Source organism: Lentzea aerocolonigenes (genome assembly GCF_000974445.1).
Lineage (GTDB): Bacteria > Actinomycetota > Actinomycetes > Mycobacteriales > Pseudonocardiaceae > Lentzea > Lentzea aerocolonigenes.
In genome coordinates, this window is record NZ_BBOJ01000016.1 from 140,156 (window position 1) to 166,815 (window position 26,660).

The following is a 26,660-nucleotide window of genomic DNA, read 5'->3' on the forward strand; positions in this document are numbered from 1 at the left end:
GGCATGACACTCGGCGCCTTGTTCCACCAGATGCCGTGGAGTGACTTCGACGCACTGGCACGTATGGACGGCGACACGTCCATGGTGCGCCGGCTGCGCCGGGCTGAGCGCAGCCGACGAAAGCTGCTGCTGCACGGGCTTTCCGAGACCTCGGCGAAGTCACCGGAACTGTTCGGGCCGATGCCTCCGTTGGACGTGGTCCTGGAGTTGTTCGCACGGGTCGAGGATGCCTCACCATCGGCGTTCGACAGGCTGCTCGCGCACCCCTACACCGGAAGCTGGGCCGGCTACACGACTCGCTTGTTGCGCAACGGGATGGACGGCGTGTGCCCGTTGTGGGTCCACCTCGGCCATCTGCACGCCATCGCGGCAGCCGCGGCGATCAGAGCGGGTCTCGACTTCGAGATCGCTGTGCCGATGTGGGGGGAGAACGCGGTTCTGCCATCCCTCGGAGTGGCCCGGTTGCGATCCTCGGCACCGTTTTCGGTGGCCGTGGTGCGTGGTGGCGGTGGGACCTGCACCGTGGCGAACGAGGCTGCCGTGGTGCGGCTGCCCGATCCGCTGGACACCGACGGTCCCGGCTGGTGGGCACTGCGGCACCGCAGCGTTGTCGTGGGGCGCTCCCGGTTCTCCGTGTGCTTGGACGATCTCGACCCGTATCGAGGACTCTACGAACCGGTGCCGTCCCAGCGACTGGACGGCGTCGAGCACGACGCTTGGCGTCGGCTGCTCGACGAGGCGTGGCAGTTGCTCGTGGAGGCTGTTCCCGACCTCGCGCGCATCCTTGCGATCGGGCTGAACTCGTTGGTACCGGCGCCGTTGGTGCCGTTCCGGAGCGTGAGCGCGTCGACGGGTGAAGCCTTCGGCAGCGCCGTTGTGGGACGCCCGCCTGACGGCGCGGAGCTGGCAGCCACGCTCGTCCACGAGTTCCAGCACATCGTGCTCGGCGGGATCTTGCACCTGGTGCAGCTGTACGACGACGACCCTCGGGAAAGGATCTACGTCCCGTGGCGTGACGACCCGCGGCCGCTTCGCGGTGCGCTCCAAGGTGTCTACGCGTTCGCTGGAGTGAGTGCGTTCTGGCGCGCACTGGCCACCGCTCGAGGCGGGGCGTTCGCCCGGCGTGCGATGTTCGAGTTCGCCTACTGGCGCGGGCAGACGTGGCACACGTTCTCGGCGCTGCGCGACGATGAAACGCTGACCGCCGCGGGACGGCGGTTCCTGACCGGCATCGGCGACGTCCTCGGTCCGTGGCAGAACGAGCCGATTCCGGAGGACGTCGCGGAACTGGCTGCCGCGGCGACCGCCGATCACCGTGCCGGCTGGCGGATCCGACACATGCGGCCGGATCCCTCGGTCGTGACCAAGCTGGTGAACGCCTGGCGAAGCGGGCGTTCCCGGCCGCCTGCCACAGCAGCGCACACCGACCTGCCCCCGACCCCGGTTCCGGACGGTTCGTGGTCGAAGAGCCGCGCAGATCTGATGAGGCTCAACCTGAGCGGAGCCGATCTGGAGAGTCTGTGGCAGACGGTCCCTGATGCGACCCCTGCCGATTTTGCTTACGCCAGCGGTCGGTTTGCCGACGCGGCGCACGATTATCGTGCGGAGTTGCGAGCCGACCCGGACCGGCCCGCCTCTCTCGTCGGTCTCGGCCTCGCGTTGGCGGCCACCGGGCAGGATCCGGCCTCGCGTGCGCTGCTGCACTGCCCGGAACTGGTCCGCGCGGTGCACCGAGTGCTTCGGCACGCGCCGGGCCGGGTACCGACCCCGGAGCACCTGGCCTCGTGGATCGGCCAGGTGGTCTCCGGGCAGTCGCCCTCTACATGAGCATCGGGTCGATGTCGCAGTCCGCACGTGCGTCCTTGACCGCGGCGATGGTTGCCGGGTGGGCCTCGCCGAGGACCTTCCGGTACCTGTCCAGAACAGGGCCGCGATAGGGGCCTGCCTCCTCCTCCCGCCCGGCCGCGACCAGGTCGAGACCGAGGTTGAACGCCGCTGCCAGTGTCGTGGGGTGGTTCACGCCCAGCACTCGCCCGGCACGTTCGACCGCGTCCTGGCCCAGCGTCACCGCCAGCGCGGTTTCTCCCAGGGCGGCCAGGTCGCTCGCCAGGTTGATGGCCGTGATGATCGCGTAGGGGTGGTTCGGGCCGATACCCGTGCGGAAGTGCTCGAGCGCGCGTTCGTCCAGGACACGTGCGTCGCCCGCGTCGCCCCGCAGTCGCAACGTGACCGCGAGGTCGACGGTCGCGGCGATCGTGTGCGGATGATGTTCCTTGAGGCTCAGCCGGTACCGTCCGAACGTCTCCTCACCGAGGGCTTTTGCCGCCGTGAGATCACCCGAGTGGCGAAGGTCGATCGAATGCCCCAACGCGCACGCCATGGTGGTGGGGTGATCGGGGCCGTAAGCCACCGTGAGCCGCTTGAGGGCCGCGTCCGAAAGCTCGAGCGCGGTCGCGTGGTCGCCGTCCTTGCGCCTGGCGACCGAGAGGTAGAACTCCAGGGTGACCGTGTCGTTGTTGTCCTCACCGAATCGTGCTTTGTAAAGAGTGCTGAGCGACTCCTGCTCGATGCGGGCTCGGATGTAGTCACCGGCCTCGCGTCGATCGATGATCAATGCGGCATTGGCGCTGAGGGTCCTGGGGTGGTCGGGGCCCAACACCTCGATCCGTCGCTGCAAGGTGCTCTCGTCGAGGTCGGCTGCTGCCTGGTACTCCCCGGACAGCCGAAGGCTCAGTGCGTGCTGGTACGCGGCGTTGAGAGCTTCCGGATCCTCTTCACCGAACAGTCGCTTGGACTTGGCGTAGATCTCCTCGCTCAGCTTCGACGCCTGGGCGAAGTCGCCCTTGGCGCGCAGGTCGATGACGATGTTCGTCTGCAGAGCGAGCGTTTCCTCGCTGTCCTCACCTGAAACCTGGATGCGTCGTTGCAGGGTGAGCTGGTTGATCCGGGAAGCTTCCTCGTACCGGCCCAGACCCCACAGGTACAGGCCGAGTCGCTGAGCGACGTCGAGGGTGTGCGGGTCGGTGGGGCCCAGCTGCCGCTCGAACTTCTCCAGTGCGTATTCGGCGAACCTGGCGGCTTCCTCGTGGTCGCCCCATGCGAAGAGATAGCGCATCAGGTTGATCGCGAGCTGCCGGACCCAGCCGTCCTCGCAGTCGACGATGTCGGCTGCGTAGGCGTGGGGGAGCAGTTCGCGGTAACGCGGCCAGTGGCGGGCCGACTCGGGGTCGTTGGGGTCGCGGCCGGAGAGCAACTGGTGCGCGCCGTGCTTCATCTGGGCTTGCACCTGCGGTGCCATCACGCGGTTGCGCAAGACCAACTGGACCAGTCGGTGGAGCTGGATGGTGTTGTTGCCGTGGTCGATCTTCGCGAGGCCGTAGCGGTTGATGTCGCGGATGGCCTTTGCGAGCTTGATCGGGTCGCGTAGTGCGGCGTCGAGTTCCGGAGAGATCGAGACGCCTCGGCTGACGCCGGTGAACAGGTCGCGGGAGATGGGCTCCGGCGAGAAGAAGGCGCAGATGTGCAGGATCTGGTGGGCTGCGGGGTTGCGGGTCTTGAGCTCGTCGAAGGAGACGTTCCAGGCTGCGGCGACGGAGACCTCGTAGGCCGGTGGTGCGGAGGTGTCGAGGATTTCCGCCACGGACTCGTCGAACAGACGCAGGTACTCGGCCACCGGCATACCGGTCATCGCTCGCCAGGCGGCTGCCTGCTCGACCGCCAGTGGGAGGTCTCCGAGCTTCTCGGCCAGTCGGTTCGCGTCATCGACGTCGATGTCCGGGCCTCGTCGGCCGAGCAGTTCGATGCTTTCGTCGCGCTCGAACACCGCCAGCTCGAGAGGCCTGGCCACGCCGGCCCAGTCCGGGTTGCGTGAAGTGATGAGCACTTCGCCGGGACCGTTCGTGGGGATGAACGGCAGCACTTCCTCGGGGCTCTCCGCCGCGTCGAAGACGAGCAGCCACCGCCGGAACGGCCTGCCCAGACGCAGCGCCTCGCGAACGGCGGGTACCGCCGTGTTCGACTCGGACGCTCCTGGCAGGCCCAATTGCCTGGCCAAATCCGTCAGACTGGCGCGGATCTGGGTCACGCGAGCAGCTTCGATCCACCAGATGAGGTCGTAGTCCTGGGAATGGCGGTAGATGTACTCGGTCGCCATCTGGGTTTTGCCGATACCGCCCATACCGTGCAGCGCTGAGGGCAGTACCGCAGTGGTACCGCCTGCGGTCAGGCGTTTACCCAGTTGTTCGAGAAGTTCCCTCCTTCCGGTGAAGTTGGGATTTCGCGGCGGAACATTACCCCAAACGGGTGGTGGTTCGTCTGTCTGTCGTTTGTGGAACGCGCGTGGCTCGGACGGCGTCCGATAAGCAGATGAGTCCGCAGATGAGCCAGGAATGGTGGCGTCGGCAGGCCGAGTCCGGGGAGCTTCCAGCGTTGAGGTTGCTGCAGGATCGCTGGGCCGCTCGGCCAGTTCAGCCATTTCCTCGCTCGCAGTCCTGGTCAGGCCGCCCTTGATTGATTCAGGGTCGGGCACAATCGAGCGCCCCTGCAGCGCGACTTTCGACAGTCGATCCGCGCGGGACAAGTAGGGTCCCGACAAGGCTCTCATAACTGTGCGCTCGAGCACTACATCAGCTGTGTTGGCTGGTTCTGGATCCGGAGTGTTATGAGGATCTGCTATGGCATCTCGGAGGCGTGCGAGGACGGGGAGGCGGTCCGAGAACTCGGTGGCGGCAGCCTGAACCACGCTGGCGGTCTCAGAGCGCCGCGCGGCGCCTAGCAACAGTTCACGAACTGCCGCTGGGATGGCGAAGGCTTTGGTGTCCTGGACGAACTCCTGGTCGTCTGGACCGATCGGGCGCAAGAGCCCACTCAGGAGCAATTCGCCCAGGTGCTCGTTTCCTGCTTCCGGTACGAATCGTTGCCGAATTAATTGGGCCACGTCCAAGTGCGCTGGAACTGCCGCCAGCAGCGTGGCCAGCCGCAACGCGGGTGGTGAGGCCTGGCTCCGGAATTGGCGGATGTGGTCCTGAGCCGGCAGGGGCACCGTCTCGGCGGCCGGTGCTTCGCTGGTGGCCAGCAGCACCGTGCCGGTCACGGGGCCACGGCTCTCGCCCGCGATCAGGCTGCTCCACCAGCGCAGCCACCGGTGCCGCATCTCGATCACCGGGATCGGCACGGTGCCGGGGTGGGCCAGGGAGGTGGGGTCCGGCTCCAGCCACGCGTCTGGCAGTTCGAAGGTCCAGCGGCTGTTCGGCTTCATCGGCCCGTGCGCGTTGAGCTCGACCCGGTGGGTTCGCACCCGGCCTCGTTCCCACAGCCATTGGGGCAGCAGGTGCACGACGCTCACCGGCATCGTGCGACCCCACTTCGCCAGCATCGGCAGCAGGACGTCCGGCCTCCAGGTGTCGCTCACGCCGTCGGTCAGCAGCAGGACGACCCGCCTGCCGGAGGCTTCCACGATTTCGGCGGGATTCCGCGCTGGTGTCTCGGCTGTGCCGCCCCGCAGCCTCGGGACCGCCGATCCGTCGGGGTTCACGACGACTTCGAGGAGGCGGATCTGGATCGTGCGGAACGCCCCGAGCCGGCTCAGCATCTCGGTGAACGCGGCTACCTGCGACTGCCACAACGTCATCAGCGGGCTTCGGTCGACCACGAGCGTGAGGTCGAGCCAGCGTTCCGTTCGCGGCCGGGTCACCGGCCACCAGCGACCCGTCTGCGCCACCTGGTCCGCCGTCGTCTGCTCGTCCAGGACCATCGCATCGTCGCGCCACGAGCGCACTTCGCGTTTGAGCGGCCGCAACGCCCGGAAGCACTCGAGCGAGTCGATCAACGGGGCGCTGCCGGTGTGATCCCCGTTGCCGGACGGTGAAAGGAACTCCGGCACCGTCGCGAACTCCGCCCGTGCTGGTTCGCCGGGCGGTGTCGAGACAGCCGGCTCCGGTGGCTCGACCGGGGGAGCTTCCCGATCGGGTGCATCCGGTACCGGGTCGGGCTCGACGACGTCAGCGGGCGGTTGCCGAACGTCCGCGGGCTCGGCCGGCTCTGGCTCGGCTTCCTCGGGCGCTGCACGTTCCGGGCCGGCGGACCGGACGGCCGAGGCCAGCCAGACGATGTCTCCCAGCTCGGCCCAGTCGAGGTCGTCGATCACGAGTTCGGCGTTGTCGGGCTGTGCCGTCTCGGCGGTGGGGGTCCTTCGCCGATGTCCGGGCGGATCAGGAGCGCCGCTGGGCCTGCCCATGATCATCTACCCGTCGTCAGTCGATGCCACAACGAGTCGATCAGGCGTGGCCAGGCGACACCGTCCGGCTTGTAGGCGCCCGAAGTCGCCAGATAGACGGCATCGAGCAGCCGATCCGCGGGAATGCCGCCTTCCGCGCGACTTTTCTCCACGAACTCCCGCACCAGGGCATCGCGATGCAGACCGTCTGGATCCAAAAGGTGATTGGCCACCATTGCGGCCAGTTGTTCGACGTTGGGATCTTTGATTTCAAGTTGCAGAGCGCGACGGAGAAACGCGGGCGGGAATTCGCGTTCACCGTTGCTCGTCATGATGACGATCGGGAAAGCGTGGCACCTGACCCGGCCGTCCGTCACGGTCGCGGTCTCGTTCGGATCCGCGGTGTGGACCGTCATCTCGCGCGTGGAATGGCGGATGCGAGCCAGCTCGTCGATGAAGAACTCCCCGTCCTCGAAGATGCTCAGAAGATTGTTGGGGAGGTCTGACTCGCTTTTGTCCAATTCGTCGATCAGGAGTACGCGCGGCAGTTTTCGTGGAAGGAAAGCCGTTCCCAGCGGGCCCAGTCGAATGAAATCCCCGATCGGGGAATCCTCCACCGGGCCGGATCGTTGCTGGCTTGTCGCGGCCGCCTGCAACCGGCCGATGGCGTCGTAGCGGTACAAGCCGGAAGTCAGAGTCGTGTGTGTGGAAATCGACCATTTGAGCACTCGGCCGAGCCGCAGTTCCCGTGCGATGCGGTACGCGAGAGCGGACTTGCCGACGCCCGGCTTCCCCGTCAGCAGCAGCGGCCGGCGGAGGTACAGGCTCGCGTTCACCATGTCGAGCTCGCGCGGGTCGACGTGCTGCTCGGTCAGGTGGAACTCCGAACCCAGCCTGCGGTCCGCCTCGCCGTCGTCCTCCGGCGGATGCCCGCCCGACTGGGGCAGCGGCCCTCCGTAGTCCCGCCAGGGTGGAGGGGGCGGAAGGATCTGGGTCAGGTCTATGTCGTACATGGGACGGCCGGTTCCGCGGTAGATCCACCAGTCGGGTGCCTCGCCGGGCTGGTGGGCGTCCACTCTCGACTCGTTCACGCTCATCCGTCCTGTCCCTTTCAACGTCCGGCCGGGTTCGACGACGGTTGATCGAAAACGAAGGTCCGGTGCGGGTCGTCCCAGAGCACCACCAGGTCTCGCACGAGGTCGTCGGCGCCCGCGGACAGGTGGGCCGCCCTGCGCTGTTCCGGCAGATCGAGGACACCGCCAGGTCCGCCGGCCAGGCGGTCGACGAGTGGCCGCAAGTTCTCGGAGGTGGCGCTCGGATGCCACAGGATCACCGGCAGTCCTGCTCTCAGGGCAGCCGTCAGGGGGTCCGGTGCGGTGCGCGACTCGGGGCGAGCGGATGGTGGTTCGTCCATTACCAGGCCAATCCATCTGGAATCACTCAGCACGACGTCGATCGGATTGTCCCCCGCCCGTGATGCTCCGACAGAGTGAATTCGCTCCACGGCCGGGTTCTCCAGCATAGAGTCCCAACGGACGCGCCAGGGGCGATGCCAGTGCTTCGTGTGCATTCTTTCGAGTGATCTTATGACTACGGTGTAGTCGAGCACGAGTGGCCGTGGGTCACCGGAACTGTGCTCTTTCCGCCAGGTGTAGATCGGCAATTGAAGCAGCGGGCGTGCCATCAGGAATTCCAGGGTCACGGGTACGGCCTGATCACACCACGCACCCTCCGCCTGAATGATCATCTCGTCGATCCGATATTCCAGGTCGTTGATGCTCAACTCGTGAACTCCGCCGCTCTGCGGCGGCCAGTCGAGAGGATCGTCCTGGCGCCAAAACGAGAGGATGCACTTTCCTGAATCGATCGAGTCGAGCTTGATCGCGAACATCAGGTGCAGATGCGGTTCCGTCTGAACCGACAAACGGGTTTCGCGCTGCTCTTCCAGGGCGCTGGTGCGGCGCAACTTGCGCACGTTCTGCTCGACCCACTCGGTCAGCCGGGCGCCGATCTCGCCGCCGACCTCCCTGGCCACGAGTTCGACGAACAGGATCGCCGGTGGAACGCCGTCGGGCCCGGCGTTGAAGTCTTCCAAGTGCTGGTAGGCCTCCCACGCGGAGCCGAACCGTTGCGTCGGTACGGCCGACCTGGTGGCACGGCTCATGAGCATCGGCAGGTGCGGCGTCTCGATCTCGATCAACCAGCTGTGCAGGTCCTTGAGTTCTTCGTCCGGGTTGAGCGGCAGCACCACGGGCTCGTCGTGCTCGGCCATCGGCGGATGACCGCTCATGTCGGAGTTCTCGCCGTGCAACCGCAACCAGGCGTGGCCCTTGAAAGTCTTGATCAACACTTCGATCTGGCGGTAGGACTCCGGTGCGGTGCCGGGATCTTGCAGGATCACTTCGGTGTAGAAGTGGTCCGAAGCGATCATGGCCAGCAGGCCCTCGGAGTGGCGCAACGCCAGTTTGGCTTCGTGGGCGTCCAAGATCCGGAATGCGAGGTTGACCGGAAGGCCGATCCAACCGTGGGTGTCCTTGCGGATGTCACCGGAGTGCACCGCCACCCGCAGCTTCATCCTGGCTTCGGCGACCCTGGTGGAGTTGAAGCGACGGATCTCGGTGACCAGCCGGTCGGGCAGTTTGTCGGCGAGCTCGCTCTTGGGGAACGTGGCGGGGATGAGGATCAGCGCACCGTCACCGCGGTCTTCGGTCTCGCAGTCGTCGTAGTCGATCCCCACGCCGGCGAGGGCTCGCTTCAGCACGCCGTAGAGGCCCTCGCGCACATCGGTCATGTGGATGGCTTGCCTGCTGTCATTGGTGAAGTCCGCGATGTCGACGGTCACGATGGTTCGGTGCGTTGACGGCGCCAGTGACACGAGCCAGTCCTCTCCCACGACACGACCTGTCGGTGCGTCGAGTACCAGATCACCAGTTTCCTCACCGCGTCATATGACACACAATGCACGACGGTAAGAGGATCGCGACGTCAGGCGAACCATTCGGCGAGATCACTGGCGTTGTCGGATGGAATATCCGCTCGAACGAACCGCTGAGATCGACCGGTTCGATGCCGGGCTGACGGCGGTGCGTCGCGTGACCTGCGAGTTCCGATAGCGTGGCATGACCACAGTCTTGCTCCGCGGGCAAGCACTGGTGGTGTTCCCACGGCGGTTGGCCAGAAAATGGCCATGAAGTTCGTCGTGTGCAAGCGCGGGAGTGCAACACAAACCTGTGGAGTCGTCAAACCTGCAAGAGTGTGAATCTCGAGGAGTGCCGGTGGAAAGGCGCCGGGATTGTTCCGGGCGGCCGCGTGTTCGTTGTGGACGCTGAGTTCCCCTGCCAGGACTCGAACCTGGTCCTCCCGCGTAACAGTCGGGCGTGCTGCCGGCAGCACCTCAGAGGACACGTACTCCCGGCAGGAGTCGAACCTGCGTCCCCGGCTTCGGACGCCGGTGTCGTTTCCGTTGGACCACGGGAGTGCGGCGGAGGATGCAGGATTCGAACCTGCGCGACGCTCGCGCGCCGACCACCGTTTTCGAGACGGATGCCTTACCGGGCTCGGCCAATCCTCCAGGTGCGGGGACGGAGGGCGCGCGGGTCGAACGCGCGCCGGGCGTGATGCCCGGACCACGGATCAGCAATCCGGGGCCTTGCCACTCGGCCAGCCCTCCTCGTCCTGCGTGGCTCCCCAGGGAGTCGAACCCCGTCCTCCGGGTCTTCACCCCGGTGCTCTGCCTGTTGAGCTGAAGAGCCTGGTGCGCCGAAAGGCGCCTTTCCGTCGGATGCCCGCGAGTCGAACGCGGTGTTTCCTCATCCCAAATGAGGCGGGTTGCCGTCTCCCTCGCACCCGGAAGTACCCCTGCCAGGAGTCGAACCTGAATCTCGGCGTTCGTAGCGCCGCACTCTTTCCGTTGAGCTACAAGGGCGAAATCAATTGCACGGCAAATAAAAGGAGCCGCCCTGGTCGCTTCTGCGACGGGCGGCTCCTTGAGTGACCTGCGAAAGCCACTACAAGGAGCTCACCTGCGAAAACGGTCGGCGCAGGCCGGGGCGTCCACATGAGCGCACGCACGCGGTGGCGCTGCTGAGGCGCAGGTTCCGCATCTCGTGGCTCGTCATGACTTTCCCCTTCGGTCTGGTGTGTGGCACAAGTATTGCGGGCGCGTGCGGCGCCCGTCAATCATTTTCTCAACGACGTTCGTAAGTCATGAACGAAACTCCGCTCTCGAACAGTCGTGCGTCGGTGCGCTGGAACTTGGTGATGTCGGCCTTTCCGTCGAACAACGGGATGCCGCGACCGAACACCACCGGGTGGATCTTGATCAACATCTTGTCGATCAACGGCAGGAGCTCGGCGGCCAGCTTGCCGCCGCCGCACAGCCAGATGTCCAGGCCGTCCTCTTCCTTCAGTGCGGCGACGCGTCCGGCCACGTCGGAGCGGATCACCTCCACGTCGTCCGGGGTGTCGGTCACCTTGGTCGAGACGACGAACTGGCGCAGGTGGGCGTAAGGCGAGGCCAGTCCGCCCGGCACCTGGTAGGTGTGGCGGCCCATCAGCACGGTGTCGAAGTGCCGGATCGGCGCGTCCAGCAGTCCGGCCGCCTCGCGGAACTGGGTGGGCACCGTCTCCGGGTACTCGGCGTTGATGCCGGCCATGTGGTCGCCTTCGAAGATGAACCCGTCGAACGAGCCGTCCTCCGCCGCGATGTAGCCGTCCAGGGTGGTGGCCACGTAGTAAACGAGCTTTCGCATCTTGTATTCCCCTCAGTGTTCGATTGCCGCTGCTTCGCAGACGGCGGCGAGTTCGCCTGCAAGTCGGTCGTCCGGCCACCGCTTCGGCCCGAATCGCCTGCGGCGGTTGACCCGAAGGGGCGGCCGGACGACCGACGCGAACTCGCTTCAACCACGACAACTGTAGTACTATGGGTGTAGTGGTTGTCAAGGAGGCAGCGTGGTCCGGAACGAGGCGAGGCGAAACGCCCTGCTGGACGCGGCGATCGACGTCCTGGCAGAGGAAGGCGCGCGGGGGTTGACCTACCGCGCGATCGACGCGAAGGCGGGGGTGCCGGCGGGGACGGCGTCGAACTACTTCGCGAGTCGTGAAGACCTGATGTCGGAGGTGGCGATCCGGGTGACCCAGCGGCTCGCGCCGTCCGAGGAGTCGATCGCGGAGTCGCTCGCACTGCCGCGGGACAGGTCGCTGACCGTGAAGTTCATGCACGACATCGTGAAACGGGCCGACGCGGACAAGGCCAGCTACCTCGCGATGATGGAGCTGCGGCTCGAGGCCACGCGGCGGCCGGAGCTGCGGACCGCGCTCACGAAGACGTTCGCGGCGAACCTCGACTTCAACATCGCGTTCAACGCGGAGTCGGAGCTGCCCGGCGACCGGATGGCCGTCATCCTCCTGTACTTCGGGATGACGGGGTTCATCTACGAACGGCTGACGCTGCCGGACGTGGCGGCGATGACGGACCTCGACGAGTTCATCGAGGTCCTCGTCACCAGGGCTATCGGCTGAGGGGACCGCCGGTGATCGTCAGCGAGACGGCGATCACCACGACGCCCAGCGTGGAGTACAGGAACGCGTCCATGCCGCGGCCGCGGATCTTGATCAGACCGGCCTGCTCGTCGGTCACCAGGATCCGCAGCACGGCGGCGACCAGCAGGGACACGCCCAGCAGGACCGCGCCCTGCCGCCAGTGGTACTGGAAGATCCGCACCAGCCCGAGCGCGCCGACACCGAGCACCAGCGCGAACGGCAGGTGCTTCGCGGGGCCCGACCGCCAGCGCTGTTCCGGCATGAGCGCCTCTGCGTCAGACCGCTGCATGGGCGCGCTCGGCGGCTTCGACGGTGTTGGTCAGCAGCATCGCGACGGTCATCGGGCCCGCGCCGCCGGGGATCGGGGCGAGCCAGCCGGCGACCTCGCGGACGTCCGGGGCCACGTCGCCGACCAGGCCGGCCTCGGTGCGGGTGATGCCGACGTCGATCACGGCCGCGCCCGGCTTGACCATGTCCTTGGTGATCAGGCCCGCGCTGCCGGCGCCCGCGATCACGATGTCCGCGCGGCGCACCTCGGCGGCGAGGTCCTTGGTGCCGGTGTGGCACAGCGTCACGGTGGCGTTCTCGCTGCGACGGGTGAGCAGCAGGCCGATCGGGCGGCCCACGGTGACGCCGCGGCCGACCACGGTGACGTTCGCGCCCGCGAGCGGCACGTCGTAGCGGCGCAGCAGTTCGACGATGCCGCGCGGCGTCGCGGGCAGCGGGGCCTCCACGCCGAGCACCAGCTTGCCCAGGTTGACCGGGTGCAGGCCGTCGCCGTCCTTGCGCGGGTCGATCCGCTCCAGGATCGCGTTCGCGTCCAGGTGCTTGGGCAGGGGCAGCTGCACGATGTAGGCGGTGACCTCGGGGTTCGCGTTCAGCTCGTCGATGACGGCTTCCAGCTCCTCCTGCGTGGTCGACTCCGGCAGGTCGCGCCGGATCGAGGCGATGCCGACCTTCTCGCACGCCTTGTGCTTGCCCTTCACGTACGAGTGCGAGCCGGGGTCGTCGCCGACCAGCACGGTGGCCAGACCCACGGGGACCGGCAGCGCGGCGACCCGCGCCTTGAGGTCCTCGAACAGCGCGTTCCGGGTTTCGTTGCCGTTGAGCAGCGTCGCAGTCACGTCCTCATCCTCCCACTGGGCAGCGCCGCGACGCCCACCGACACCAGCGTCAGCACCACGCCGATCACCGTCGGCAACGCGAGGCGCCCGCTCACCGCGTCCAGCAGCACGGCCCCGACGAGCTGCCCGCACACGGCGCACAACCCGACCATCAGCACGCCGATGAACCGGACCGACACGATCGCTCCGCCCACCCCGACGATGCCGAGCAACCCGCCGAGGTAGAGCCACCACTGCGACGGGAATCCGCCGGGCACCCCACCCCGTGCGACCAGGTTGGCCAGCGTCAACGCGGCGGTGCCGACGGTGAAGTTGACCAGGATCGTCGCCGCCGAGTGGGCCGCGGCCTCGCGTACGAGGCCGTTCACCGCCTGCTGCCAGCCCATCAGCAGACCCGCGGCCAACGGCAGCACCGCGAGCCACACCGTGCCGGGCGAGGTGAACCGGTCCGACGCGGCGACCGCGACGGCGATAACACCGACGACCGCTCCGGCGACACGAGTGGTTGTGAACGGTTTCGCCTCCCCAGGGCCGACCCCGAGCTGGTCGACGACCATGCTGCTGACGACCTGTCCGATCACGACGGCGACCGTGAACACCGCCACACCGATGGTCGCGACCGCGAGTCCCTGCGAGCCCACCAGCACCGCGCCGCTGATCCCGCCGACGCACTCCCACCACCGGATCCGCCGGTGCCGCAGCGCGTCGCGCAACCGCAGCAGCCCGTCCCGTCCGGACTGTCGCGACAGGACGGCCACGAGCAGCACGAACCACCCGCCCGCGAAGGAGATCAACGCCGCCAGCGGACCGTTGCCGAGCGCCTGCGCGAGCGAGCCGTTGACCCTCGCCTGGACCGCGATGGCCAGGCCTCCGAGAGCCGCCAGCAGACCGCCGATCACCTGCGCGGACCGTGACAACAGGCTCCTCCAGCCGAGACGGGGTGTTCTTGATCGGCTTTAACCTTGCACGTCGACCGCGTTATGGTCGGGCCTCCACCGTTCGGCGCAGCGGCGGGGGACGTGTGCGATCCGGCGATTTGCAGGGGAAGATGTTGGCGTGTCCGAGCCGAAGCCGTTGAACCCTACAGAGCAGGACGCTCTGGTTAAGCAGATCGGCCTGACTCTCATGCGGGCCGCGCCGGAGGACTGGCGCAGTGTGATCGCGCAGTACCGCGCCACCGGCCGGTACTTCGAGCTGGAGTCCGAACTGCGGTTGCAGGACGGCACCTCGCGCTCGTGGCAGCCGCCGCAGGAGGTCGCCTCGCTGTTCGCGCGGCTGCGCGCAGGCATGCACCGCGAGGGCAGGGGCAGCTGGACGAACGCGCGCTACCAGCTCGATCACCCCTCCAGCTACAACCTGGACTTCGACCGCGCGGAGCCGAGCTGGCAGACGCCGCCTCCGCAGCAGGCGTACTTCGACGAGATGCGGTTCTTCCCGCGCGCCGACGAGAACGTCCCGGACTGGCTGCGTCGCAGGCTGAACCCGCCGACGCCGGTGTTCCGCACGGTCCGCGTGTTCGACGGCGCCGGACCGAACGGTCGTCCGTCGGTCAACCGGCCGCCGGTGCCGGAGCCCGAGGTCGCACCGCTGCTGACGTACCTGTCGAACGCGCCGGTCGCCGTGGCCGGTCGCGGCTTCGACGCGGACCTGCTGCACCCGGACTCCCCGCCGGTCGTGCCGTCCGGCTTCCAGACCGACGGCGTGTGGATCTGGCCCGCGGGTGTCTCCTACTACCTGCGCAAGTACGGCGTGCCGCCCGAGCCGGAGCTGGTCGAGCGCGCCAGGGCCGCCGGGTTCAGCCTGCCGGAGGTCTCCGAGGAGTCGAGGCTCGCCGCCGCGGCGAACCTCGGTGCTCCTGCCGCACCTCCGGGAACCGTGGTGCCGTCCCCGCCGGAGCCCGAACCCGAGCCGGAACCGCAGCCGCAGCCCAAGTCGCAGACGGCCGCGGAGGAGACGCAGTTCGTAGTGGCGCCCTCGTTCGAGGAGGAGCAGCCGGAGTTCGAGCCGCTCGCGCCCGAACCGCAGGCCGCCGAGGTCACCACCGAGCAGCCGCAGGTCGAGCCGGAACCCGAGCAGGTGCCGCGGGACCTCGGCGCCACGGTCGCGGTGGCGGTGCCGCCGATGACCGGTGACGGACCGCCCTATCGGGTGGTCTTCGACTCCGACGGCGTGCCCGACCACGTCGACGAAAGGCGCCTGCGCGACACCTACGGCGCAGGTATGGACCTTTTCGCCCCGCATCCGAGCGAGGTGGAGGAGCCGGAGCCCGTCGCGGAGCAGGCGAACGAAACGGCCGTCCAGGACGAACACGACGACGTGGACGTTGCCGAGGAACCCGAGATCCCCACCGCCGGGCCCGACGAGCCCGAGCTCCTCACGCACCACCGCGAGGAGGAACGCACGGACAGCCTGGTCGGCCAGACCGAGGAACGTCCGCGCGACGTCATGCAGGACACGATGGCGTGGAGCCCGGTCCTGGACGAGCCCCTGGAGAGCCCTGCCGAGGTCACCGAGGAACACCCGGTCGTCGGGGTCGCGGCGGACGAGCCGGACCTGGCCGAGGACGAGATCGAGTCGACGACCTCGTTCGAGGCGCAGCCGGCCCACGCGCCCGAACCGTTCCAGGCGCCCGAACCGTTCCACGCGCCCGAACCGGTCGCCGAGCCCGCGCCGGTGCCGCTCCCGGTGCCCGTGCCCGCTCCGGCCCCGGTCGAGGAGACGACCCAGTTCGACGCGGCGCTGTTCAACGAGCCGGAACCCGAGCCGGAACCGGAACCGCAGCCCGAACCGCGCCAGGTCACGCCGGAGGAGGACCGAGAGCTCGCGGGCACCCGCCGCGCGCTGGACGACCTCAACGTGCCGCACGGCGTGTACCGGATCGGCGAGCCCGCCGACCGCACCTGGACGCTGCACCTCGACGGCGACAGCTGGGAGGTGTGCTGGTACGACCACGGCCCGAAGAACCCGGTGCGGTTCGAGAAGGTCGAGGACGCGTCGGCGTACCTGGTCGGCAGGCTCGTGATGGGCAACTTCCGCACCATCCCGCGGGCCCCGCAGCCGCCGCCACCTCCGCCGCAGCGCCCGATGAGCAACGGCTTCCGCGAGGAGCCGCGCCGCCCGGTCCCGCCGCAGCGCCCGCCGATGCCCGCCCCGCAGGCCCAGCAGGCGCCGCCGCCTCCACCTCCGGCGCCCGCCCCGGCTCCGGCACCGGCACCTGTGGCCGCGCCGGTCGCCGCCGCCGTGGCGCAGGAGGAGCCGTCGAAGCGGAAGTTCCCGATCTCGCCGCTCGCGGGCGAGCCGCCGTTGACGTTGTTCCGCCACAAGCAGATGTTCGAGCTGCCGGCGGGCACGGAGGTCGACCGCTACGGCGACCAGACCGGCAACCTCGTCTACGTGGCGGGCACGCCGTTCCCGGAACGCAGCCTGGTGCCGTCGTGGATCAACCGCCCGTACCGCGTGTACCGGTTGCGCCGCCCGCTCGAGGTGCTGACCGGTGTGGCCGTGCCGTGGTTCGAGCAGCCCGGTGGCGGAACCGCTTACCTGCTGCCGAAGGCGATCGAGGAGATGGTCGCGGACGGCGTGCTCGTCGAGATCACGGGATCAGCTGACTGACTGTCGTGAGTGGCCGGCGACCCCGGCCACTCACGACACGACCAGTCCGTAGGCCGCGGCGAACGCGATCGCCGTGTCGATGTCGATCAGGGCTCCGGCGAGCTTGGCCTGCCGGAGCCCGTTCGCGTCGATCTTCGCCCCGCGCAGGTCCGCACCGTCCAGTTTGGCGTCGAGCAGCCGCGCGCCCATCAGATCGGCCGCGCTCAGGTCGGTGTTGCGCAGATCCGCCTCGCTGAGGTTCGTCTCGCGGAACCGCTGCCCGCCCAGCTTCAGGTCGTGCAGCGGCGCCTTCACGAACGACGCGAGCGTGAAGTCCACCTCCGTGAAGGTGATCGGCCGCAGCACGCAGTCGACGAAGTTCGAGCCCATCAGGCTGCACGAGGTGAACGAGGAACGCGTCAGCACCGTGCGGTCGAAGGTGCACTGCCGGAACGCCGTCGCGTGGTGCCTGGACTCGCCGAGGTCCGTCCGGGTGAAGTCGCACCGGGTGAACGTGCACCCGCTCGTGACGAGCTCGCGAAGATCGGCTTCGGTGAAGTCGCAGTCGGTGAAAGACCGCTTCTCCCAGCGCTGTCCCGGCAGGTTCGCATCGGCGTAGTCCTCGCCGACCTCTTCGAGAGGGTTGTCCACTCTCACACTCTCGCATTGGCCACGTGTTGGTAACGTGCGGGTCGCCGGGCGACCTGCCCGACGTCAACGAGGACCGTCATTCGGGAAGGCTCATGACCCGCACGCCCGTGAACGTCACTGTCACCGGTGCAGCCGGCCAGATCGGCTACGCACTGCTCTTCCGCATCGCTTCCGGCCACCTGCTGGGCCCGGACACCCCGGTCAACCTGCGGCTGCTGGAGATCACCCCGGCGCTGAAGGCCGCCGAGGGCACCGCGATGGAGCTCGACGACTGCGCCTTCCCGCTGCTGAAGGGCATCACGATCACCGACGACGCGAAGACCGCGTTCGACGGCGTGAACGTGGCCCTGCTCGTCGGCGCCCGCCCCCGCACCAAGGGCATGGAGCGCGGCGACCTGCTCGAGGCCAACGGCGGCATCTTCAAGCCGCAGGGCGAGGCGATCAACGCCGGCGCCGCGGACGACGTCAAGGTCCTCGTGGTCGGCAACCCGGCCAACACCAACGCCCTCATCGCCCAGCAGCACGCGCCGGACGTCCCGCGCGAGCGCTTCACCGCGATGACGCGCCTGGACCACAACCGCGCCCTGTCGCAGCTCGCCAAGAAGCTGGGCGTCGCGGTCACCGACATCCAGAACATGACGATCTGGGGCAACCACTCGGCCACCCAGTACCCGGACCTGTTCCACGCCAAGGTCGGCGACAAGACCGCCGCCGAGGCCGTGAACGACCAGGCGTGGCTCGAGAACGACTTCATCCCGACCGTCGCCAAGCGCGGCGCGGCCATCATCGAGGCCCGTGGCGCTTCCTCGGCCGCTTCGGCCGCGAACGCCGCCATCGACCACATCTACGACTGGGTCAACGGCACCGAGTGGACCTCGATGGCCATCCCGTCGGACGGCTCGTACGGCGTGCCCGAGGGCATCATCTCGTCGTTCCCGGTCCGCTGCTCCGGTGGTTCGTACGAGATCATCCAGGGCCTGGAGATCGACGAGTTCTCCCGTGCCCGCATCGACGCCTCCGTGGCCGAGCTGGTCGAGGAGCGCGACGCGGTGAAGGGCCTCGGCCTGATCTGAGACGTGGCAATGTGGGGAACGTGCGGATTCCATGGGACGTTCCCCAGCCACAGCTCTCCGAAGACGTGCATCCTGCGCTCGCTGACGCCGCCCGCGCGGCGTCAGCGGCGTACGGACGCGCCCGATCTCTGCACACGCGCATCGAGCTCCGCGAAGAAGTGGCGGACGGCGCGGACGGAACACCGACGATGCGCGTTGATCGCATCGTCGAGGACGCGGTGTTGGAGTCGATTCACCGCAACCGCGTGAACCTGCTCTCCGAGGAAGCCGGGTTCGTCGACAACGGCTCCTCGATCACCCTCGTCATCGACCCGGTCGACGGGTCCGCGAACGCCGCGTTCGGCGTTCCTCTCTCGTGCTTCGCCGGCGCGCTCGTTGAGGACGGCACGGCCAAAGAAGCCCTTACGACGTGGTTCGACACGGGCCGTGCGTGGCACGCGCGCGCAGGAGTCCCGACGTCGTTCCGCACGACCGGACGCACGTCGCTGGACGGCGCGGCCGTGTGTTTGATGCGCCCGAAGACCGGCACGCAGGACGCGTGGCTGCGCATCGCGAACCGCGCCGACCGCATCCGCGTGCTGTGCACGACCTGCCTGGAGACCATGCTCGTCGCGGAGGGCACCGTCGACGCCTTCATCGATCCGGGCAGCGACACGCACCGGATCATGGACCTCGCGACGGCCCTGGTCACCGTGCCCGCCGCGGGTGGGGTGCTCGTCGACCTGCGCGGGCGCCCGTTCACGTTCGAGCCCGACCTGACCCACCGGTGGTCAGGCGTGGCGGCAGCGACCCCTCAGCTGGCCGAGGAGCTGATCGCGACGGTGCTCGGTTAGATCTCGCCCCGCGGCTCGACGATGCAGTCGGGTCCGGGGAAGACGAGGCCCTCGTGGCCGTCGTTGAAGCGGACCAGGTACGGCGGCTGGCCGTCGGTCCCGCGCACTTCGAGGATCTCGCCCAGTCGCTCCTCGAGCCCGACGGAGCGGCTGTGGACGTGGAGCCTGTCACCAACTGTTGCTTGCATGGTGCTGCAACACCTCCGGTGTGCGGCGTGAGGCATGGCGCAGTGGACGCCGTAAAGCCTAGGCCGACACCGGAGGCGCGCAACAGGGCTCAATTGCCTGTCGGTGTTGTTCGCTACCGTGACGGCGAGATGGTCACGGTGATCCAGGCGTACCGGCCCCTGCGGTCGCACTGTGGTGGGCAGAGGTACGCGTTCAACTGGGGTTTGGCGCGGATCAAGGCGAACCTGGAGCAGCGTGCCGCCGAGAAGTCCTACAACATTCCGGACAGCCAGCTCACCCCGTCGGTGTCGTGGTTGGCCTACGGCTTGCGCAAGGACTGGAACCAGGCCAAGCACGCGGTGGCGCCGTGGTGGGCAGAGAACTCCAAGGAGGCGTACTCGTCCGGTCTTGCCAACCTCGCTACGGCGCTGACGAACTGGCGGGACTGCCGTGCCGGTACGCGGCACGGGCTCGAGGTCCGTTTCCCGCGGTTCAAGGGCAAACGCAGCGGGTTGTCGTGCCGGTTCACCACCGGCGCGTTCGGCCTGTCAGACGGTGATCGGCGGCACGTGAAGCTGCCGCGCGTCGGCCTGGTGCGCACGCACGAGTCCACCCGCAAGCTCGCCCGCCACGTCGAGCGTGGCACCGCTCGGATCCGGTCGGCCACCGTGTCCTACCGAGGAGGGCGCTGGTTCTGCTCGTTCTCCGTGCAGATCACCCGCACCGACCCGGCACCCGCACAACCGGGCTCGGCGGTCGGCGTAGACCTCGGCGTGACGTCGCTCGCGGTGCTGTCGACTGGCGACATCGTGCCGAACCCAAGGCATCTTGCAGTCGTGTTGCGCGAGTTGCGTCGCCTGCAACGCCAGGCTGCCCGCCGGACCGGCCCGGACAAACGCACTGGCCAGATCCCGTCAAACCGGTGGCGCAGAACCCAAGCCCGCATCACGCGGCTGCACGCGAGGGTTGCGAACGCTCGCCGGGACGGGCTGCACAAGCTCACTACTCGCCTCGTCCGCAGCTTCGGCACGATCGTGCTGGAAGAACTCAACGTGTCCGGCATGCTGCGCAACCGCCGCCTGGCCCGCCACATCGCCTGCGTCGGCATGGGCGAAGTGCGGCGGCAGGTCAGCTACAAGACCGCCTGGGGCGGTGCCCGCCTGGTCGTCGCCGACCGCTGGTATCCGTCCTCGAAGACCTGCTCGGACTGCGGCGCGGTGAAAGCCAAACTGCCGCTGCGCGTCCGGATGTACCGCTGCGACGAGTGTGGACTCGTGCTCGATCGCGACCTCAACGCAGCCCGCTGTCTCGCCGGACTCGTCGGCAGGACAGCAGAGGGCACGTCCACGGCGAGTTGCGCCGGGACGGTAAACACGCCCGATGGAAACCCACGTCAGACCCACACCGTGTGGGCAACGGGTACCGCCACGGGAAGACCCGCATCACCCGGTGTGGGCCAACGTCGCCGCCGCAAGGCGACGGCTGTCTGAAGGCCGTGAAACTCGTTTCAAGGCACTTCAGACAACGGCTCAAGTGCTCATCCGCCGCAGGCGGTGGAGACCTTCTCGACGAGCGCGGCCTTCTGGGTCACCCAGTCCGCCGCGGAGTTGACGTTCTGCATCCCCTTCGCCGCTTCGTCGAGCGCCTTCTTCACCTGCTCGTCAGGCGAGGAAGATGCGAGCTTCTCCAGCTCGGTGGCCTTGGCCTTGGTCTCCTCCAGCGCCTTCTGCGGGTCGGTCGAGCTCGGTGAGAAGCCCAGCAGCTGGATCGCGTCGGCGCACAGCTTCACCTTGTCCGCAGTTTGGCTGACTCCCTGGATCGTGTCGCAGGCCGTCAGGCCACCCAACGCGATGACGGCTGCTGCCAGCGTTCCAACTACGCGCATTCGCTCTCCCTCGTGCCCGAACTGTCCGGTTCTACTACTCATGACTCTACCGACTGGTGTTCTGTTGAACCTGGCGTTGGTAGAGCTTGCGGATGACGTCGTCGATTTCCGGCTCCACGACGGCGAGGTCGTGGACCTCCACCTGCCGCACCACCTGGGTGATCAACTGAGCCGCCGTCGTCTCCGCTCTCCTGAACGTGAGGTGGTGCCGCAGCCCTCCCGCCTCGCTGCGCACCGCCGTCACTCCTGGGACGTCCGGTGCTGGTCCGGGTTCCCTGAGGTCGATGACCAGCTCGCGTTCGGGCGTGACCTCGGCGCGCAGCTCCGCGAGCGGTCCGTCGGCGAGCACCCGGCCGTGGTCGATCACCATCAGCCGCGGGCAGAGGCGTTCGATGTCGTCCAGGTCGTGCGTGGTGAGCAGGAGCGTCGTGCCGCGGCGGGTGTTGATGTCCGCGAGGAACTCCCTGAGTCGTTCCTTGGACTCGAGGTCCAGGCCGATCGTCGGTTCGTCGAGCACGAGCAACTCCGGCGCGTGCAGGAGAGCGGCGGTGATCTCGCCGCGCATCCGTTGCCCCAGCGAGAGCTGCCGCACCGGGGTGATCAGCAGCTCCTGCAGGCCGAGGAGCTCGACGCACTCGTCGAGCCGCGTGCGGTAGTCGGCCGCGCTCACCCGGTAGATCGACCTGAGCAGGTCGAAGCTGTCGCCCAGCGGGAGGTCCCACCAGAGCTGGCTGCGCTGGCCGAACACCACGCCGATGCGTTTGGCGAGATCGCGTCGTTGCTTCGACGGATCCACGCCGCTCACCCGGAGGTGGCCGCTGGTGGGCACCAGGATCCCGGTCAGCATCTTGATCGTCGTGGACTTGCCGGCGCCGTTCGGCCCGACGTACCCGACGGCCTCCCCGGCCTGCACGTCGAACGAGACGTCGTCGACCGCCGTGACGGTCTTGTAGTTGCGCCGCAGGCCTTTCGACGTGGCGACCTTGAACTCCCTGCGGAGCTCCCTGACCTCGATCATGATCCCGTTCCCCGGTAGTGCCTGACCGCGAACCGCCACACGAGCCCGGCGACGACCGCCGCCAGCGCCGCGACGAGCGGTGATGTCCAGCCGACCCAGCCCGGCAGGCCGAGCGGGTCCTGCTTCCCGAGCAGCGCGAGGCTCGGGTAGTACGCCACGAACGCACCCGGCACGACGAACGCCATCACCCAGCGCAGCGGCCGCGAGTAGACGTTGATCGGGTACGACGTGAAGGAGTTGCTGCCGTACGTGACGGCGTTGGCGAACTCGCGTCCCTCGACGATCCAGAAGCAGATCGAGCAGGCGACCACCCAGACCGAGCTGTAGATGACCGTGCCCGCCAGGGGAGTCGCGATCGTCAGCAGGACCTTCGCCGGTGTCCAGTCGATCGGGACGTGCGTGAGCGCGTAGATCATGACGCCGAGCGCGCTCGTGATGCGCCCGATCCGGCGCAACCTGATGTCGGAGCACATGATCTGCGGCAACGTGCCGAGCGGCCGCATCAGCAGCACGTCGAAGCTGCCGGTGCGGATGTAGGTCGGCAGGTTGTCGAGCTGCCCGGCGAAGAGGTCCGCGACCCCGAACGCCGCGCCCGCGAACGCGTACATCAGCAGCACTTCGTCCCTGGTGAAGCCGCCGAGCGCGTTGACCTGGCTGAACAGCACCAGAATCACGATCAGCTCGTAGCACTGAGCCAGCACCTGCGACACGAAGTCGACTGCGAACGAGGCGCGGTAAGCGAGTTGGCTCCTGAGCTTCGCGCCGATGAGCTTGGGGTAGATGAACTCAGCCACCCTGGACCACCACCTTGCGCACGGCGCGTTGCAGCGCGACGTGCCCGATCCCGAGGATCACCGCGGCCCAGAACACTTGGTACAGCAGGAGTTTCGCGACGCTGCCGTGGCCGAGGAACACGTCGATCGGCGCCTGGAGCAACGCCGGGAACGGCGAGGCCCACAACGCGTCGCGCGCCCACTCGGGGAAGAACGCGATGGGCACGGTCAACCCGCACAGCAGGCCGGAGGAGACGTTCCAGAACCCGTACAGCCCGCGGTTGTCGAGCAGCCAGAACGCGCTGAGCTCCACCAGGAACCGCACCCCGAAGCTGATCACCAGCGCGATCGTGGCGCTGAGCAGGAACAGCGGCCACCGCGCCGGGTTCTCGGGGAACTGGAAGGGGAACAGCAGCATGCCGAACGCCATCGGCGGCGCGAGCCTCGTCAGGAACGCGAACCCGCCGCGCCCGACGTCCTGGGCGAGCAGCGCGCCCTGCAGGTGCCATGGCCGATAAAGGTCTACTACTACGTCACCGGATCGCACGCGCTCGGCGAGCTCGTTGTTGCCCCACAGGAGGACGAACCCGAGCAGCCCCTGCCCGATCCAGACGTAGGTGTTGATGGCAGCGATGTCGTAGTCCGCGATCGCGCCGCCCGCCGCCTTGAGCGCGGCGGCGATGATGGCGAGTCGCAGCAGGCCGAAGACCACGTTGGTGGTCATTCCGGCCAGCATCGCTTGTCGGTAGGTCGAGTACCTTCGAAAGCCGGCAATGATCAAATCGGCGTGGACACGCACGTCGTTCTACGTTAGTGACCGTCGCAAGTGGATTTGTTCAGTTGACCGACACCTTGGACTCGCGGTCAGGACCGGGGAGCTGCCAGGTGTGCGGCACCGGACGCTCGCCGGGGTAGGTGGCGGTGCTCCCGAAGCCACTGGGGCAGTAGCCGAGTCCGGGGACGGGCTCCCAGTTGCCGCCGGCGGAGAAGTGCGTCGCGCTGACCCAGCCCCAGTACCCGTTGTCTCCCAGGGTGTAGGCGAACCAGTCGTTCTTGACGGGCCCGTACTCCAGCTTGATCCCGAACCTCATCTGGCAGACGAACCAGCTGTTGCCCGCGTTGAGCACACCTTCGACGTTGCCGATCGGGGTCAGCTTGCCCGGCCCGTACATCGCCCACAGGTGGTTGCCGCGCCAGATCTGACAGGTGTAGGTGGTCGAGTAGCCGGCGTGGGCGCCCGACTGCCAGCACCCGGCGGCTGCCTGAGCCGCCGGGGCACTGACGAGCAACGAACCCACGACGGCGATACCCGCGGTGAGCGCGCGAAGCTTCTTCATGATCCCCCCAGGACGTTCGTCGAGGGGATCCTAGTCAGCTGCCGAACGCGCTGGTGACCGTCTCTCCCACGCCTTCTTCTGCCGCGAAGCACAGGTAGTAGTTGCGAGTGCCTTCCTTGAACCCGACCGCTGTGATCGCCCAGCCCGTGGTGTCGACACCAGGCTTGGTGTTGGCCTTCATGACCTCGGGCGTGCAGGTCTTCGCCAACTCGGGAGACTTCGCCAGGTCGTCGGGGTCAGCGTTGGGGATGTCACCGGAGAGCCAGCCACCGGCGAAGGCCTCCCAGAAGTGCTCCTCGGAGCAACTCGCCCGGCGCCGAGCCGTGGCCGGCTGCCCACCCGAGTGGTTGATTCCGGCGTAGCAGGTCGACTTGTCGATGCAGAACCCGCTGTCGCACTTCTTGAGGAACGGCGGCACGTCCTCCGCACCACCCTGCTGCGTCGTGGCGGGCCCAGGGCCCTGAGCGGTTGCCTGTTCCTTGGTGAGGAAGTTCCACGTGAGCACACCCGCGACGATCACGACGACAAGTCCCGCCGCGGCCGCGACCAGCGGCCACGTCCTGCGCTTGGGCGGCGGCGTCACCGGCACCGTGGGCTGCCGCATCGGATCGCGCAGCTCGTCGCGCAACTGCGCGGCACTCGGCGTGCGCAGGTTCGCGTCCGGGTGCAGTGCCCTCGCCAGCGTCTCGTGCAGGGCCGGCGGCACCCCGTTCACCGCGGGCACGGGCCGGCGCAGGATCTCGCCGAGCTGGTCGAACGAGGTGATCGGCCACGGCACCGGGCGCGGCGGCTTGCCCGCGAGCAACGTGTAGAGCGTCGCGGCGAGCGAGTAGACGTCGGCCTGTGGCGTGGGTTCGGCCATCGCGAACGCTTCCGGCGGCGCGTAGCTCGGGCTCAGGGCGTCACGCGTGACCGTGCTGCCGCCCTGCGCGTCCAGCAGCGCCGCGAGCCCGAAGTCGGCGAGCTTCGGCGTGCCGTAGCGGTCGACGAGGATGTTGCCCGGCTTGATGTCCCGGTGCAGCACGCCTTCCTGGTGCGCCGCGGCCAGAGCGTCCGCGAGCTTGACCCCGAGGTCGCGCACCTGCTCGGGGTGCAACGGCCCGCGCGCGTCCAGCTGGTCGGCGAGCGAACCGCCGGTGCACAGCTCCATGACCATGTACGGCGTGCCCTGCGTGGTGATGTTCGCGTCGTGCACCCCGACGACGTGCGGATGCCCCGACAACTTGGCGGCGGCGTGCGCCTCGCGGAGGAACCTCCTCCGGTCGCGCTCGTCGGCCAGGACGCGGTTGTCGATCTTGACCGCGACGTCGCGGCCGAGCTGTGCCTGGTGGGCGCGGTAGACGGTGGCGAATCCACCTGCGCCCAACGGTCTCAGGTCGGTCAGGCCGGGGATGTGGGGTGCGGTCACGCGCGGGAGCTTAGTTCCGCACCCCGACAATCCGGGCTCAGACCGTGCAGTTCAACGAACCGCTGCGCAGTGCGTGGCTGTTCGTGTTGTCGTCGTCCGACCACAACACGACCTTCTTGCCGTTGACGCAGTTCGGCGAAAAGGCGAAACCTTCGAGGTTCACGTTCGGCAGCGTCGACGGCCGGTTGTACGTCGCCGTGACCCTGAACGCCCCGCTGCTGATGGCGAGCGTCGTGGTGCGCCCGCTGCAGTTGTTGTCGCAGAGGGCCCACAGCCTGCTGCCGTCGAACTCCAGGTCCATCACCTGCGCGTGGCCGCTGTCGAACGTGCTCAGCAGCACGGCTTCCGTGCCCTGCAGGGCGTACACGTAGACCTCGCCGGTGGCCTCCAGTCCGACGAAGAACAGCCCGCTGCCGTGGCCGGGGTAGGCGGCGGGGTCGTACGTGCTGCCGCCGTCGACCTTGAAGCCGTTCCGGGTGAGGTACGAGTCCGGCACCCAGGAGATGGCCTCGGGCCCGTCGTTGGGATCGACGTCCGGCATGCCGCCGAGCTCCCACTCGGCGACCGCGTTGCTGCCGGTGCCGTACTTGAGGATCATCGGCGTGCTCACGTCACCGTCGTCGTTGTCGCGCTCGACCGCGACGAAGAGCCCGTCCGGCGTGCTCACGACCCCTTCGGCATCGGGGTCGCCCTGCCCGTTCGCGAAGGTGAGCGACCTCTTCTGGTCGATCTTCCACGTGCTGCCGCTCGGCACGAGCCGGTAGAGCGTGGACGGGCTGTTCTTCACCGCCCACACGACGTTCGCGTTCTCGAACGAGAGCCCGCTGAGGTTCTTGCCGAAGACACCGGACCCGTCCGCGTACTTCGTGGCGGAGTCACCCGGCCACGTCGTGGCGGCCTGCGCGGGACTGGTCACCAGACCCAGCGCGAGGACCGTGAAAACGCTGATCGCCTTGATGCGCAACGCAACCGCCCCTTCTCTCACGAGGCACGGTGGCACCTCGTTCGGGCTGGCGGCGTGCGTCCAGTGGACCAGACGGTGAA

General features: G+C 68.0%; 22 protein-coding genes and 6 tRNA genes. 6 read left to right on the forward strand and 22 right to left on the reverse strand.

Going from position 1 to position 26,660, the window contains the following annotated elements; all coding sequences use genetic code 11:
• The first annotated feature begins 3 nt into the window (after window positions 1–3).
• Complete coding sequence (locus AOM45_RS29625; RefSeq protein ID WP_030470828.1) at window positions 4–1,827, forward strand: HEXXH motif domain-containing protein; 1,824 nt, start codon at window positions 4–6, stop codon at window positions 1,825–1,827.
• Here the strand turns inward: AOM45_RS29625 and fxsT are convergent.
• The 10 genes from fxsT to AOM45_RS29675 all read right to left on the reverse strand — a co-directional run bounded on the left by fxsT (window position 1,820) and on the right by AOM45_RS29675 (window position 10,965).
• Complete coding sequence (gene fxsT, locus AOM45_RS29630; protein ID WP_156249748.1) at window positions 1,820–6,235, reverse strand: FxSxx-COOH system tetratricopeptide repeat protein; 4,416 nt, start codon at window positions 6,233–6,235, stop codon at window positions 1,820–1,822. The genes AOM45_RS29625 and fxsT overlap by 8 nt on opposite strands.
• Before the next feature lie 2 nt (window positions 6,236–6,237).
• A complete protein-coding gene (locus AOM45_RS29635; RefSeq protein ID WP_030470826.1) occupies window positions 6,238–7,311 on the reverse strand; it encodes an AAA family ATPase in 1,074 nt (357 codons plus the stop codon).
• 14 nt (window positions 7,312–7,325) lie between these two features.
• Window positions 7,326–9,056, reverse strand: a complete 1,731-nt coding sequence (locus AOM45_RS29640; protein ID WP_156094157.1) for a VMAP-C domain-containing protein — start codon at window positions 9,054–9,056, stop codon at window positions 7,326–7,328.
• A 488-nt stretch (window positions 9,057–9,544) separates the two neighbouring features.
• Window positions 9,545–9,616: transfer RNA gene (locus AOM45_RS29645), tRNA-Asn, on the reverse strand.
• A 4-nt stretch (window positions 9,617–9,620) separates the two neighbouring features.
• Window positions 9,621–9,692: transfer RNA gene (locus AOM45_RS29650), tRNA-Arg, on the reverse strand.
• A 4-nt stretch (window positions 9,693–9,696) separates the two neighbouring features.
• Window positions 9,697–9,785: transfer RNA gene (locus AOM45_RS29655), tRNA-Ser, on the reverse strand.
• Window positions 9,786–9,796: 11 nt separating this feature from the next.
• Window positions 9,797–9,884 (reverse strand) — tRNA-Ser (locus tag AOM45_RS29660).
• Between the two features lie 10 nt (window positions 9,885–9,894).
• Window positions 9,895–9,966, reverse strand: a tRNA-Phe gene (locus AOM45_RS29665).
• Window positions 9,967–10,067: 101 nt separating this feature from the next.
• Window positions 10,068–10,139, reverse strand: a tRNA-Arg gene (locus AOM45_RS29670).
• Between the two features lie 262 nt (window positions 10,140–10,401).
• The gene (locus AOM45_RS29675; RefSeq protein WP_030470824.1) at window positions 10,402–10,965 is read right to left on the reverse strand and encodes a dihydrofolate reductase family protein; all 564 of its coding nucleotides are present in this window, start codon (window positions 10,963–10,965) and stop codon (window positions 10,402–10,404) included.
• 199 nt (window positions 10,966–11,164) lie between these two features.
• Between AOM45_RS29675 and AOM45_RS29680 the strand changes: the two genes are divergently transcribed.
• Window positions 11,165–11,734 (forward strand): TetR/AcrR family transcriptional regulator, encoded by a 570-nt coding sequence (locus AOM45_RS29680; RefSeq protein WP_030470823.1) that lies wholly within the window; start codon window positions 11,165–11,167, stop codon window positions 11,732–11,734.
• Here the strand turns inward: AOM45_RS29680 and AOM45_RS29685 are convergent.
• Genes AOM45_RS29685 through AOM45_RS29695 form a run of 3 tightly spaced genes read right to left on the reverse strand, consistent with a single transcriptional unit; the run spans window position 11,724 to window position 13,796 of the window.
• Window positions 11,724–12,044: a DUF3017 domain-containing protein gene (locus AOM45_RS29685; protein ID WP_372497484.1), complete on the reverse strand. Its 321-nt coding sequence runs from the start codon at window positions 12,042–12,044 to the stop codon at window positions 11,724–11,726. The genes AOM45_RS29680 and AOM45_RS29685 overlap by 11 nt on opposite strands.
• Complete coding sequence (locus AOM45_RS29690; RefSeq protein WP_030470821.1) at window positions 12,031–12,879, reverse strand: bifunctional methylenetetrahydrofolate dehydrogenase/methenyltetrahydrofolate cyclohydrolase; 849 nt, start codon at window positions 12,877–12,879, stop codon at window positions 12,031–12,033. The genes AOM45_RS29685 and AOM45_RS29690 overlap by 14 nt, the downstream gene beginning before the upstream one ends.
• Complete coding sequence (locus AOM45_RS29695) at window positions 12,876–13,796, reverse strand: DMT family transporter (protein WP_030470820.1); 921 nt, start codon at window positions 13,794–13,796, stop codon at window positions 12,876–12,878. The genes AOM45_RS29690 and AOM45_RS29695 overlap by 4 nt, the downstream gene beginning before the upstream one ends.
• Window positions 13,797–13,935: 139 nt before the next feature.
• Here AOM45_RS29695 and AOM45_RS53580 point away from each other — a divergent pair, with 139 nt between their 5' ends.
• Window positions 13,936–16,491 carry a TNT domain-containing protein gene (locus tag AOM45_RS53580; RefSeq protein WP_035912200.1) on the forward strand — a complete coding sequence of 852 codons (2,556 nt, stop codon included), beginning with the start codon at window positions 13,936–13,938 and terminating at the stop codon, window positions 16,489–16,491.
• A 30-nt stretch (window positions 16,492–16,521) separates the two neighbouring features.
• On the opposite strand, the gene AOM45_RS29705 is transcribed toward AOM45_RS53580, so the two are convergent.
• Window positions 16,522–17,121: a pentapeptide repeat-containing protein gene (locus tag AOM45_RS29705; protein WP_030470818.1), complete on the reverse strand. Its 600-nt coding sequence runs from the start codon at window positions 17,119–17,121 to the stop codon at window positions 16,522–16,524.
• A 92-nt stretch (window positions 17,122–17,213) separates the two neighbouring features.
• Between AOM45_RS29705 and AOM45_RS29710 the strand changes: the two genes are divergently transcribed.
• Together AOM45_RS29710 and AOM45_RS29715 are read left to right on the forward strand one after the other, a co-directional pair.
• Window positions 17,214–18,194 carry a malate dehydrogenase gene (locus AOM45_RS29710; RefSeq protein ID WP_030470817.1) on the forward strand — a complete coding sequence of 327 codons (981 nt, stop codon included), beginning with the start codon at window positions 17,214–17,216 and terminating at the stop codon, window positions 18,192–18,194.
• A 20-nt stretch (window positions 18,195–18,214) separates the two neighbouring features.
• Window positions 18,215–19,027 carry an inositol monophosphatase family protein gene (locus AOM45_RS29715; RefSeq protein ID WP_236703877.1) on the forward strand — a complete coding sequence of 271 codons (813 nt, stop codon included), beginning with the start codon at window positions 18,215–18,217 and terminating at the stop codon, window positions 19,025–19,027.
• On the opposite strand, the gene AOM45_RS29720 is transcribed toward AOM45_RS29715, so the two are convergent.
• Window positions 19,024–19,215 carry a DUF1918 domain-containing protein gene (locus tag AOM45_RS29720; RefSeq protein WP_030470815.1) on the reverse strand — a complete coding sequence of 64 codons (192 nt, stop codon included), beginning with the start codon at window positions 19,213–19,215 and terminating at the stop codon, window positions 19,024–19,026. The genes AOM45_RS29715 and AOM45_RS29720 overlap by 4 nt on opposite strands.
• 129 nt (window positions 19,216–19,344) lie before the next feature.
• On the opposite strand from AOM45_RS29720, the gene tnpB reads away from it, so the two are divergent.
• Window positions 19,345–20,685, forward strand: coding sequence for an IS607 family element RNA-guided endonuclease TnpB (gene tnpB / locus AOM45_RS29725; protein ID WP_030470814.1), 1,341 nt, complete (start codon window positions 19,345–19,347; stop codon window positions 20,683–20,685).
• A 47-nt stretch (window positions 20,686–20,732) separates the two neighbouring features.
• On the opposite strand, the gene AOM45_RS29730 is transcribed toward tnpB, so the two are convergent.
• From AOM45_RS29730 to AOM45_RS29760, 7 genes are all read right to left on the reverse strand, one after another.
• The gene (locus AOM45_RS29730; RefSeq protein ID WP_030470813.1) at window positions 20,733–21,080 is read right to left on the reverse strand and encodes a DUF8711 family protein; all 348 of its coding nucleotides are present in this window, start codon (window positions 21,078–21,080) and stop codon (window positions 20,733–20,735) included.
• A gap of 46 nt (window positions 21,081–21,126) precedes the next feature.
• Complete coding sequence (locus AOM45_RS29735) at window positions 21,127–22,098, reverse strand: ABC transporter ATP-binding protein (RefSeq protein ID WP_030470812.1); 972 nt, start codon at window positions 22,096–22,098, stop codon at window positions 21,127–21,129.
• On the reverse strand, window positions 22,095–22,892 hold the full coding sequence (locus tag AOM45_RS29740; protein ID WP_030470811.1) for an ABC transporter permease: 798 nt from the start codon (window positions 22,890–22,892) through the stop codon (window positions 22,095–22,097). The genes AOM45_RS29735 and AOM45_RS29740 overlap by 4 nt, the downstream gene beginning before the upstream one ends.
• Complete coding sequence (locus tag AOM45_RS29745) at window positions 22,885–23,595, reverse strand: ABC transporter permease (protein ID WP_236703878.1); 711 nt, start codon at window positions 23,593–23,595, stop codon at window positions 22,885–22,887. Before AOM45_RS29745 ends, AOM45_RS29740 begins: the two co-directional genes overlap by 8 nt.
• A gap of 112 nt (window positions 23,596–23,707) precedes the next feature.
• Entirely contained in the window at window positions 23,708–24,208 is a 501-nt protein-coding gene (locus tag AOM45_RS29750) for a hypothetical protein (protein WP_051784247.1), read from the reverse strand.
• Window positions 24,209–24,242: 34 nt separating this feature from the next.
• The gene (locus AOM45_RS29755) at window positions 24,243–25,616 is read right to left on the reverse strand and encodes a serine/threonine-protein kinase (protein WP_035912197.1); all 1,374 of its coding nucleotides are present in this window, start codon (window positions 25,614–25,616) and stop codon (window positions 24,243–24,245) included.
• Between the two features lie 37 nt (window positions 25,617–25,653).
• Window positions 25,654–26,601 (reverse strand): esterase-like activity of phytase family protein, encoded by a 948-nt coding sequence (locus AOM45_RS29760; protein ID WP_156094156.1) that lies wholly within the window; start codon window positions 26,599–26,601, stop codon window positions 25,654–25,656.
• Window positions 26,602–26,660: the final 59 nt, after the last annotated feature.

Bases quoted from the DNA above. Each gene is read 5' to 3' on its own strand.
- AOM45_RS29625 (WP_030470828.1), top strand. From the start codon at position 4: ATGACACTCGGCGCCTTGTTCCACCAGATGCCGTGGAGTGACTTCGAC.
- fxsT (WP_156249748.1), bottom strand. From the start codon at position 6,235: ATGGGCAGGCCCAGCGGCGCTCCTGATCCGCCCGGACATCGGCGAAGG.
- AOM45_RS29635 (WP_030470826.1), bottom strand. From the start codon at position 7,311: ATGAGCGTGAACGAGTCGAGAGTGGACGCCCACCAGCCCGGCGAGGCA.
- AOM45_RS29675 (WP_030470824.1), bottom strand. From the start codon at position 10,965: ATGCGAAAGCTCGTTTACTACGTGGCCACCACCCTGGACGGCTACATC.
- AOM45_RS29685 (WP_372497484.1), bottom strand. From the start codon at position 12,044: ATGCAGCGGTCTGACGCAGAGGCGCTCATGCCGGAACAGCGCTGGCGG.
- AOM45_RS29710 (WP_030470817.1), top strand. From the start codon at position 17,214: ATGACCCGCACGCCCGTGAACGTCACTGTCACCGGTGCAGCCGGCCAG.
- AOM45_RS29720 (WP_030470815.1), bottom strand. From the start codon at position 19,215: ATGCAAGCAACAGTTGGTGACAGGCTCCACGTCCACAGCCGCTCCGTC.
- tnpB (WP_030470814.1), top strand. From the start codon at position 19,345: ATGGTCACGGTGATCCAGGCGTACCGGCCCCTGCGGTCGCACTGTGGT.
- AOM45_RS29730 (WP_030470813.1), bottom strand. From the start codon at position 21,080: ATGCGCGTAGTTGGAACGCTGGCAGCAGCCGTCATCGCGTTGGGTGGC.
- AOM45_RS29735 (WP_030470812.1), bottom strand. From the start codon at position 22,098: ATGATCGAGGTCAGGGAGCTCCGCAGGGAGTTCAAGGTCGCCACGTCG.
- AOM45_RS29745 (WP_236703878.1), bottom strand. From the start codon at position 23,595: ATGACCACCAACGTGGTCTTCGGCCTGCTGCGACTCGCCATCATCGCC.
- AOM45_RS29750 (WP_051784247.1), bottom strand. From the start codon at position 24,208: ATGAAGAAGCTTCGCGCGCTCACCGCGGGTATCGCCGTCGTGGGTTCG.